The sequence below is a fragment of the Wolbachia endosymbiont of Drosophila baimaii genome, from assembly GCF_028982185.1.
Taxonomy (GTDB): Bacteria; Pseudomonadota; Alphaproteobacteria; order Rickettsiales; family Anaplasmataceae; genus Wolbachia; species Wolbachia pipientis.
In genome coordinates this window covers 1-10318 of sequence record NZ_JAPQLE010000172.1, presented here as the reverse complement: position 1 = coordinate 10318, position 10318 = coordinate 1, and the positions used below count along the sequence as shown (strand labels likewise).

The 10318-nt window shown below is 36.5% G+C and carries 9 protein-coding genes, 3 tRNA genes and 1 pseudogene; 5 read left to right on the top strand and 8 right to left on the bottom strand.

The annotated features are described in order from the left end of the window. The 3 genes and pseudogenes from OZD66_RS05405 to OZD66_RS05395 form a co-directional block, all read right to left on the bottom strand. Positions 1–277, bottom strand: a pseudogene (locus OZD66_RS05405) (hypothetical protein); the annotation flags it as partial. Positions 278–323: 46 nt separating this feature from the next. After that, complete coding sequence (locus tag OZD66_RS05400; protein WP_375138224.1) at positions 324–1961, bottom strand: MgtE intracellular N domain protein; 1638 nt, start codon at positions 1959–1961, stop codon at positions 324–326. Positions 1962–2138: 177 nt separating this feature from the next. Next, positions 2139–2214: transfer RNA gene (locus OZD66_RS05395), tRNA-Ala, on the bottom strand. 320 nt (positions 2215–2534) lie between these two features. Between OZD66_RS05395 and OZD66_RS05390 the strand changes: the two genes are divergently transcribed. Beyond that, positions 2535–2607, top strand: a tRNA-Lys gene (locus tag OZD66_RS05390). 19 nt (positions 2608–2626) lie between these two features. Beyond that, positions 2627–3880: an NADH-quinone oxidoreductase subunit NuoF gene (nuoF, locus tag OZD66_RS05385; RefSeq protein WP_182367443.1), complete on the top strand. Its 1254-nt coding sequence runs from the start codon at positions 2627–2629 to the stop codon at positions 3878–3880. 28 nt (positions 3881–3908) lie between these two features. Here nuoF and infC read toward each other — a convergent pair whose 3' ends face one another. The 5 genes from infC to nuoI are packed head-to-tail and all read right to left on the bottom strand — an operon-like array spanning position 3909 to position 7151. Beyond that, positions 3909–4427: a translation initiation factor IF-3 gene (infC, locus tag OZD66_RS05380; protein ID WP_182367426.1), complete on the bottom strand. Its 519-nt coding sequence runs from the start codon at positions 4425–4427 to the stop codon at positions 3909–3911. A gap of 12 nt (positions 4428–4439) precedes the next feature. Beyond that, on the bottom strand, positions 4440–6341 hold the full coding sequence (thrS, locus tag OZD66_RS05375) for a threonine--tRNA ligase (protein WP_182367423.1): 1902 nt from the start codon (positions 6339–6341) through the stop codon (positions 4440–4442). Next, on the bottom strand, positions 6338–6553 hold the full coding sequence (locus OZD66_RS05370) for a hypothetical protein (protein WP_155969049.1): 216 nt from the start codon (positions 6551–6553) through the stop codon (positions 6338–6340). The genes thrS and OZD66_RS05370 overlap by 4 nt, the downstream gene beginning before the upstream one ends. After that, positions 6547–6669, bottom strand: a complete 123-nt coding sequence (locus OZD66_RS05365; RefSeq protein ID WP_255322257.1) for a hypothetical protein — start codon at positions 6667–6669, stop codon at positions 6547–6549. Before OZD66_RS05365 ends, OZD66_RS05370 begins: the two co-directional genes overlap by 7 nt. After that, the gene (gene nuoI, locus OZD66_RS05360) at positions 6669–7151 is read right to left on the bottom strand and encodes an NADH-quinone oxidoreductase subunit NuoI (RefSeq protein WP_182367420.1); all 483 of its coding nucleotides are present in this window, start codon (positions 7149–7151) and stop codon (positions 6669–6671) included. The genes OZD66_RS05365 and nuoI overlap by 1 nt, the downstream gene beginning before the upstream one ends. Positions 7152–7282: 131 nt before the next feature. Here nuoI and mnmE point away from each other — a divergent pair, with 131 nt between their 5' ends. From mnmE to OZD66_RS05345, 3 genes are all read left to right on the top strand, one after another. After that, positions 7283–8611, top strand: a complete 1329-nt coding sequence (gene mnmE / locus OZD66_RS05355) for a tRNA uridine-5-carboxymethylaminomethyl(34) synthesis GTPase MnmE (protein ID WP_182367417.1) — start codon at positions 7283–7285, stop codon at positions 8609–8611. Positions 8612–8658: 47 nt separating this feature from the next. Further along, positions 8659–8746 (top strand) — tRNA-Ser (locus OZD66_RS05350). 168 nt (positions 8747–8914) lie between these two features. After that, positions 8915–9931, top strand: a complete 1017-nt coding sequence (locus OZD66_RS05345) for an NAD(P)/FAD-dependent oxidoreductase (protein ID WP_182367414.1) — start codon at positions 8915–8917, stop codon at positions 9929–9931. The last annotated feature ends 387 nt before the right edge of the window (positions 9932–10318 follow it).

Below are 10318 nucleotides of genomic sequence, written 5' to 3'. Positions count from 1 at the left end.
ACATTCCTCTATTCGAATCCTTTCGTCGTGCTGTTGATTCTGCCTTCCTATGACCTGTTCGGACTATTATGAGAAATGCTATAATTTGTGGCATCTTATCAATCTCTTCTTGTGTCATATCTTTAGTTATATCAAATTCTTCCTTTGTTTTACCACTGACAATCTTCTTTATTACTGGCTTTTCAAAGCTTGGTTTATCAAACTTCGGCTTCGAAAGTTGTAATGTATTATTTGATTCAACTTCTTCACTAGAATATAACTTTATATTTTTATTCATAATAGTTACCTCCTATAAAAAAACTACTTATCTTTATAAATCACTACTATACAAATAACAGTGAGTCATTATTAATGTCTACTATTGTAAAGTCTGGAGCCTGTCCAATGTCTGGCATATCGTCCTTGATTTGCTTGAGCATCTCAATCATTTCCTTGTTCTGTTTACTCTGCTCTTCAAGTTCCCCTTTTAATGCGTCAATAATAGCTTTAGACTGATCTTTACTGCCAAGATCACCAATCACAGCTGTCACTTTCTCATAAGGTAATTTGTGAATAATATCTTTTAGCTCTTCTGCACCTACGTTATCCAAAAGTTCTTTAAACTGCTCATTAGACATATTGCGAGCAAAAGCTTGAAGTTTCTCTGGGTTGTCAGCTAAAGACTTAATGATAATCTGAATCCTATTAGAATCAGTTAAATCCTGAGCAATTGCTTCAAGTTTCTTAGGATCAAGCTTATTAACTAAGTCTTTCAGTTGGTCTTCTTGCAGACTATTTACTAAAGCTTTTAACTGATCACCTTCTAATTCTTTGGAGAGTATCGTCAAATGGTGCTCAGCCAAGTCTTTTGCAGGCACTGTAAATTGCTCGTCATTTAAAGTTTGAATAAGTGCTTTGAACTGATCCACTTTTAAGTGAGGTAAAATTTCTTTTACTTGCTCTGGATTTAAGTCTCTAACTAGAGCTTCAAGCTGAGCATCATTTAAAATAGGAACAATTATTTGTAATTTTTCTGGATTTAGTTCCTGAGCAAGGGTTTGTAATTGGTGATTGGTTAGATGATCTACTAAAGCTCGTAGTTGGTTATCTGTTAAGTTCTCTGCTAAAGCTTGCAAATGGTTTGAGCTCAGTTCAGGAATGATTTTTTGTAGCTGTCCATCCGTTAAATTCTGTGCAAGAACCTGCAGTTGATTTGAATTCAGTTCAGGAATTATTTTTTGCAGTTGCTCGTTACTAAGAGTATTGGCAAGGGTCTTTAGTTGGTCGTCTGTTAGGTCCTGAATAAAGACTTTGGTAAACGCGCTTGATAGCTCCTCTGGTATATTAGATGATATTATATCTTTTATTGTTTGTTCCTTGCTCTGTAATTTAATATATTGGAGTGCCTTATTGTCAGGTGTATCAATAATATTTCCTTGATCATCTGAGAAATAATATTTATTAGTACCTGACTCTTCCCATGTTACATATTGATATTTCACTGGTTGTATCCCAAGAAAGTGCCGATATATACTATGAGAGGATTCTGATACTTTGTAGTCAACTGATATCTTCATTAATTTGTCATTGAGATATGCAAAGGAATGCGAGTTATTTACATAATCGAGATCAGCATTTCTAAATGGCACGACCGGAAATTTACACTTTGTGATTAGATCTCCTTCTTTATCACAACGGTAAGATGTTTTCTCCAAATCTTTTCCATTTTCCTTTATACATACAACAGGTTTAAACGGACCATCATTCCAGGCATCGCAAAATTTTATAGGTAAGTCTAGTGCTATATTGTCTTTATCATCAAGTGGTATAAACCCAATTTTAATAAGTTTATCAAAAATTAACCCCCCGCTATCTGCAGAATCTTGAAATATCTTCAATCCAGTCTCGTTAAGCACCTTTTTTCCAGGCACCATCTTAAAAACATGTTTTTTTCCACTCATAGGTGTTACCAATAAATTCATTGTTAGTATTCTAACATTTATTGATTAATTTATTGTTAAGTTAGTATATATCAGAATTATAATAACAAATATTACTTGCGTAGAGAAAAGTTATAGAAAGAGGGATTTTTTAGGGAACTAGTGTAAAATACTCATGGACTAAAATAGGCTGACTTTATGATATGTTAGAACCTATATTGGTGGAGGCAAGCGGGATCGAACCGCTGACCTTCTGCGTGCAAAACAGATGCTCTACCAGCTGAGCTATACCCCCAGGTAATTCTTGCTTAAAGCATAAATCACTCAGGCTGAAATGCAAGAAATATTTATCTATTAGGCTATTGCTAAATAGTGTACAAATTCTGCAGGGTGTACACACTTCTCTATTTTTTTGTCTCCTTAGCGTTATACGTCACACCATCCAAATAAATCTGTGAACTGAAAATTAACAAGAAGTTTTCCTTTAAAAATTTTTTAACTAAATTATCACTAACGCAGTATATTATATAATTTATTTAACCACACATGAAAATTTTAGTTTGATTAAAACGGATAAAAACTGTATTGATGTTTAGTATAGCTGAAAAATGAAATGATCCCGTAGCTCAGCCGGTAGAGCAACTGACTTTTAATCAGTGGGTCACGCGTTCGAATCGCGTCGGGATCACTCACAAATTTTGAAAAACATGCTAAAAGAACAAGACAAAATATTCACCAACCTAAATGGTAAAGAAACTCCACTACTTGAGGGTGCAAAAAAACGTGGTAGCTGGCAAAAGACAAAGGAGTTACTAGATTTAGGATCAGCAAAGATCATTGATGAAGTAAAGAAATCTGGTTTGAGAGGTCGAGGGGGTGCAGGATTTTCCACCGGCCTTAAGTGGAGCTTTATGCCCAAGAATCTTCCAAAAGCATATTTAGTAGTCAATGCAGATGAGTCAGAACCTGGTACATGTAAAGATAGAGATATATTGCGATATGAGCCACATAAGTTACTTGAGGGAATTCTCCTGGCCGGCAAAGCGATCAGCGCATCAGTTGCGTATATTTATATCAGGGGTGAATTTTATAATGAATATTTAGTTCTAAAAAAAGCACTTGAGGAAGCCTATAAAGAAGGTTTAATTGGAAAAAATGCCTGCAAATCAGGTTATGATCTTGATGTGTTTATCCATAGGGGCGCAGGAGCTTACATATGTGGGGAAGAAACAGCTCAACTCGAATCAATTGAAGGAAAAAAGGGCTTTCCTCGCATGAAGCCTCCATTTCCCGCAGGTGTTGGACTTTTTGGCTGCCCAACCACAATAAACAACGTTGAAACTATAGCCATGGTTCCAGATATTCTGAATCGCGGAGGAGAATGGTTTACATCTCTTGGTAAACCAAATAATACTGGTACCAAGGTCTTTTGTATTTCAGGACATGTAAACAACCCGTGTAATGTTGAAGAAGAGCTCGGAATTCCATTACGTGAATTAATTGAAAAATACGCAGGTGGAGTGCGAGGAGGTTGGGATAATTTACTTGCTGTAATACCTGGTGGGTCTTCAGTGCCATTAATTCCAAAATCTATATGCGATACTATTGAAATGGATTTTGATTCATTAAGAACTGCACAATCAGGGCTTGGTACCGCTGCTGTAGTAGTGATGGATAAATCAACTGATATAATAGCTGCAATAGAGAGGTTATCACACTTTTATATGCATGAGTCCTGTGGACAATGCACACCATGCCGTGAAGGTACTGGATGGATGTGGAGGATTATGAAGAGGATGGTGGCAGGAGATATTAAACCTGATGAAATAGATAAGCTGCTTGACCTTACAACTCAAATAGAAGGACATACAATTTGCGCGCTTGGCGATGCTGCAGCTTGGCCGATTCAAGGATTAATAAGACATTTTCGCCATGTTATCAAAGAGAGAGCGATAATTTAACTTTACTTATACTTCTTAAGCCGTTTTGCTACTTAGCAACCAGAGCTAAAAAATATTGATTCCCTTCTCTTTTAGGTGCCAATTCTACCTTTGCGATATCTTCAGTGTCTCGAATTAGCCGTTCTAATTTTTCCAGTCCAACTTCAGTGTTTATAATCTCTCTCCCTCTAAATCTCATTGTGACTTTAATTTTATGTCCGTGGACAAGTAAGTCTCTTGCTTGACGCAATTTTGTTTCGTAGTCGTGATCACCAATATTAGGACCCAGTTTAATTTCTTTTATAGTTAATGTTTTTTGTTTCTTTTTTGCTTCACTTGCTTTCTTTTTTATATCATACTTTTGCTTGCTATAATCCAGAATTTTACATACTGGAGGGGTTGAATCAGGTGCAATTTCCACCAAGTCTAAACCAACACCCTGTGCAAATTCCAAAGCTCGTTCTATTGGCACGATTCCGACCATTTCACCACTATGATCAACTAAGCGTACCTCCTTAGCTGTGATAAATCCATTAATTCTGTTTTTATTGTTCTTTTTAACTTGCAAACTTTAACTCCCTTAGTTCAAATTAATACTTTTTAACAGCGATTCATTAGCCTTTTCCAAAGAAAAAGACTCCTGTCTTTCCGATCCTAAATTTCTTACTGACACAGTTTTACTTGTAACTTCATTTTTGCCTACAATCCACAATATAGGAACCTTGTTTGAACTATGCAAACGTATCTTATAACTAATTTTTTCATTGGTCAAATCAGTCTTGACTCTCACACCTTGTTCTTTTAAAATATTGCTAATTTCTGTGGCGTAACCGTCAGCCTCGTTTGTAATGGTCAGAATAGCAAGTTGCGTTGGAGCAAGCCAAACTGGAAATTTTCCTGCATAATTTTCTATCAAAATTCCAATAAAACGCTCAAAAGTTCCAAGAATTGCCCTATGTAACATGACAGGGTGATGCTTTTGTCCATCTGCTCCTATATAAAAAGCTCCCAGACGTTCTGGTAAAATGAAATCAACTTGTAATGTTCCACATTGCCAGCTTCTGCCTATTGCATCTTTCAAGACAAACTCTAACTTTGGACCATAAAACGCACCTTCACCAGGGTTAAGTTTATAACTCAAGCCTGCTTCTTTAACGGCTTCAAGCAGCGCTTTTTCAGCTCTATCCCACACTTCATCATTACCTGCTCTAATATCTGGACGGTCTGAAAATTTCACAGAAATTTCATTAAATCCAAGCTCTGAATATACTTCTTTTAAAAGGTCACAAAACTTTATAGTCTCAGAATTCACTTGTTCTTCCATACAAAAAATGTGTGCATCGTCTTGCGTAAAACCACGCACTCGCATCAGTCCGTGCAATGATCCTGAGCTTTCATTTCTATGGCATGTGCCAAACTCTGCCATACGTATTGGTAAATCACGGTAGCTCCTGGTGTGAGAATTAAAAATCTGCACATGACAAGGACAATTCATGGGTTTTATTGCTAACTTTTTATTCTCAGATTCGTCAACAATAAACATATTTTCACGAAACTTATCCCAATGTCCAGATCTTTCCCACAGCTCTTTACTTACTAAAATAGGAGTTTTTACCTCAAAATAGCCATTATTTATTAGCTTCTTTCTGATGTAAGACTCAAGAACATTATATAGAATATATCCTTGTTCATGCCAAAAAACCTGCCCAACAGCTTCCTCTTGGATGTGAAATAAATCCATATCCTTGGCAATTTTGCGGTGATCACGTTTCTCTGCTTCTTTGAGACACTCAAGATAAGCGTTTAATTCATCCTTATTTCTCCATGCTGTGCCATATATTCGCTGCAACATTGGGCCCTTTGCATCACCTCGCCAGTATGCACCCGCTACTTTCATAAGTTTAAACGCTTTAACTCTGCCGGTTGATGGTGAGTGCGGACCACGGCATAGGTCAACAAAATCACCTTGCCTATAAACAGTTAGGTTTTCACCCTCTGGTATGGATGAGATAATATCAACCTTATATTTTTCGCCTATACCACTAAAGAAATCAACTGACTGCTTGCGAGTCCAAACTTCTCGAACAAATCTGTGGTTACTTTTTACAGTCTCTTTCATTTTCTTTTCTATTGCGGTAAGATCGTCCGTAGTGAAGGTACGACCTGTAGCAAAATCATAGTAAAAACCGTCCTGAATTGTTGGGCCGATAGTAATCTGAGTATTAGGAAATAGCTCTTTCACTGCCTGTGCCATTATGTGAGCAGCATCATGCCTTATTATATCTAAACCCGCTTCGTCACTCAGTTGTATCACCTCTATCTCTGCATCAGCTTCAATTTCACGTGAGAGATCATGCAACTCACCATTTACCTTAAAGGCAATTGCTTCTTTCAAAACATCCGGTTGTAATATATCAAAGCCAGTAACTTTACCACTGTATTCTTTTACTTTTTGTTCGGCTGAAAAAGTAATCCTAATCATTTATCGACCCTTTTGTCTAACCCTCTCTTTGTCATCCCAGTGCGTGACACTGGGATCCATCTTATTTTTATAATGGAAATTAGTTTAACGTATGCTCCTAAAATCTGTTGTCCATTGCACAATTTGCAAATATTTTTATACCTGGACCCCAGTGTCAAGCACTGGGATGACACCTTTGTGTTTGAGGCAAAACAGGCTATAACATTTAACATACTGCCCTCGCAAACAAATGTTCGTACAGTTGTGTATCAGCTACTGGGATGACACCACCCCTAGTGGGCACTGCCCCTAAATCATAATGGATAACAGGGTTATAAGCTCTGAACATTAATAATAAGGCCTATTCTTCTTTAACCTGAGTGCAATTGCGTCTTCCCAAACTTCACCATTACGCAATAACTTTTCTTTATTGTACATTAGCTCCTCTCTTGTTTCAGTAGCAAATTCAAAGTTAGGACCTTCAACAATTGCATCAACTGGACATGCCTCTTGGCAAAGTCCGCAGTATATGCATTTTGTCATATCAATATCATAGCGCGTGGTGCGGCGACTACCGTCTTTTCTTTCCTCTGCTTCAATAACTATTGCTTGAGCAGGGCAGATAACTTCACATAATTTACAAGCTATGCATCGTTCTTCACCGTTTGGATACCTACGCAACGCATGCTCACCACGAAACCTTGGACTTAAAGGGCCCTTCTCCATAGGATACCTCAAAGTAACCTTTGGCTTAAACATATATTTTAATGTAATAACAAACCCTTTAATTAACTCTACAAAAGACCAGTACCAAGCTAATTTCTTGAGCATAAAATATTTAAAACTTGTGTCAGTCATTATAAATCATATTATCAGTTTTCAAAATAAATATTTTCACCTGGGTGACTTTTTAGGTATTTTGGTTTCTTAAGTGTAATATTGCTAAGTAGTTTATATAAATAATGACAAACACAAATGAAACTATTTTCGCTTTATCGACCGTATTTGGTAAGTCAGGAGTTGCAGTAATCAGAATTTCAGGCAACTACGCGCTTAAAGCTTTAAATCATTTTCATATTAAGAAAGAAATTAAACCAAGATTTGCTACTTTAGTTGATCTATATGATGATTCCAGTCAATTGATAGATAATGGAATAATCATCTATTTCCCTGCTCCAAACAGTTTCACTGGCGAGGATGTTATAGAGCTACAAGTGCATGGAAGCAAGGCCGTCATAAAAATCATCTTGGAGGAATTATCAAAAATTTTCGTTATGGCCAGGCCTGGAGAATTCTCACTTAGGGCTTTTCTAAATGGTAAATTTGACTTAACGCAAATAGAAGGGATTGCAGACTTAATTGATGCTGAGACGAAAATGCAAGCTAAACAAGCGATTAAGCAGATATCAGGAGAATTGGAGAGACTATACAGCAATTGGAGGCAAAGATTAATAACGATACAATCCAAAATCGAAGCATATATAGACTTTCCAGAGGATGTTTGGACAGAAAAAAATAAATTGGAAAAAATTAATAATGAAGTGCGAGCTCTTGTGCGGTTGATACAAGAGCATTTAAATGATAATAGACGGGGTGAAAGGTTGCGTGAGGGTTTACATGTTGTAATAACTGGTAAACCAAATGTCGGTAAATCAACTCTGTTTAATTTCTTAGCCAAGCGTGATATTGCTATTGTTTCTGAATATGCAGGCACAACAAGAGATATACTTGAAGCTCATATTGACATTGGCGGATACCCAATCATTCTCTCTGATACTGCTGGAATTCGTGAGAGTTCAGATCCAATAGAATCAGAAGGTATAAGTCGAGCGAAAAAGAGGTCTTTTGAAGCTGATTTAAGAATAGAACTGTTTCCTTTTGAACAGCGTCATAATATCAATTGCAACGTTGTAAATAGCGATACTATTTATGTATTGAGCAAAGCTGACGATGCTATCAATAATCACAATATAAAAATTAATGGCATAGATCTTTTACCCATTTCTATTTTAAAGGGAATAGGTACAAACAAATTGATCTCTCTCATAAAAGAGAAGGCAGAGGAAAAATTTGGGCATGATAGAGACACTCCTGTGATTACTCGGCAAAGACATAGGAATCACATGAAGAAAGCACTGGAACATTTACAACGTTTTAATATCGATAATCCAATTGAGTTGATATCTGAAGATTTGAGGCTTGCTGCATTTGAACTTGGTGCGGTGATTGGAATTATTGATGTTGAGGAAATATTGAGTAGTGTGTTTAGCAACTTTTGCGTGGGCAAGTAAAGCTTTTATAGATTGCTTAAAATCAAATGTTGTGATAGAAAAGAAATGGACGGATGGCCGAGCGGTTTAAGGCACCAGTCTTGAAAACTGACGTACGTGATGAGCGTACCATGGGTTCGAATCCCATTCCGTCCGCACAGCATCTCGCTATGCTAGCTGATTTTTAGAGCTTATTTGGACTATGTGGCTCGTAATGCTGGAAATCTTATCTAAGAGAGCCACATCTTTTAAAAATACGTCCCTTTGTAAATTGACCTTATTAGCGAAGAAAGCTAATATCTATAAATAGATCACCATCTGAATATGGAACCCGATATAGTAATAATAGGTGCAGGACCTGTTGGAATATTCACTGCTTTTCAAGCGGGAATGCTTGATATGAAATGTCATATAATAGATGTTTTGGATCAAGCAGGAGGACAATGCACAGCTCTTTACCCAGAAAAGCCAATATATGATATACCTGGTTATCCTGTAATTACTGCCCAAAAATTAATTGAGCAGCTAATGGAGCAAGCTTCACCATTTGAGCCTGTTTACCATTTAAGTCAAAAAGTGGAAAAGATTTCAAATAACGAAGGTGAAAACTTTACTATCATAACGAACATAGGTACAGAGGTAAAATGCAAAGCCGTTATCATTGCTGCAGGTAACGGAATGTTTGAACCTAACCGTCCGCCCTTGAATGGTATATTAGAATATGAAAATAAATCTGTATTTTATAGTGTAAATAAAATTTCCGATTTTCAGGACAAAACTATAGTCATTGCAGGGGGGGGTGATTCTGCGGCTGATTGGACTGTAGAACTTTCTAAAGTTGCAAAGAAAATTTATGTGATACATAGAAGAAAGGAATTTCGCTGCACTCCTGAAACTAGAAATAAATTAGAATCACTTGAAATTGATGGAAAAATAGAACTGGTAGTGCCATATCAATTACACGAACTAGCAGGAGGTAATGGGCAATTGAGCGCAGTGATAGTAAAAAACATTGCCTCTAAGGAAGAAAAAGAAATATCCGCTGATTTTTTGCTGCCATTTTTTGGATTGTCAATGAATCTTGGTCCAATAAACAGTTGGGGTATAGAGTTAGAACATAGCCGCATAGTTGTTGATCCGACTACCTTAAAAACCAGTAGAGATAGAATATATGCAATCGGAGATATAGCTACTTATTCAGGCAAACTAAAGTTAATATTAAGTGGTTTTGCCGAGAGTGCCATGGCTTGTTATGACATATACAAAGTAATCCACAACACTCCAGTCAATTTTCAATATTCGACTTCAAAGGGAATTCACGGAAAAGAAAAACTTACTTGACAACCTCCGCCAGCCCTCTTATCATGAGACTGAAGCTATTTTATTTAACTTCCCAATCTGTGCAGATTAAAACGATAAGAAAACTTGTATTTGGCGTACTATGCTTAATTTTTTGCACTATGTGTACCTTATGTCTTTATCAAATTTCTAGGTTTTTACCTATATAAGCTGAAACGCGCTTATAAAGCGTTCAAGACATCACCCAACGTCAAATTTTAAAATAGAGAGTGAATAACTAGCTACTGCGGGTTTTCTATGCCTTTTTTTTCTGCTTGGTAAATTTCTTAAACATTTGTAGCTAAGGTTCTCTAATTGCACATAAGTCAACAATAATTTTTACACAAATCAAAATAGCATATTTCCTCCGTAATCTTTAATAATTTTACA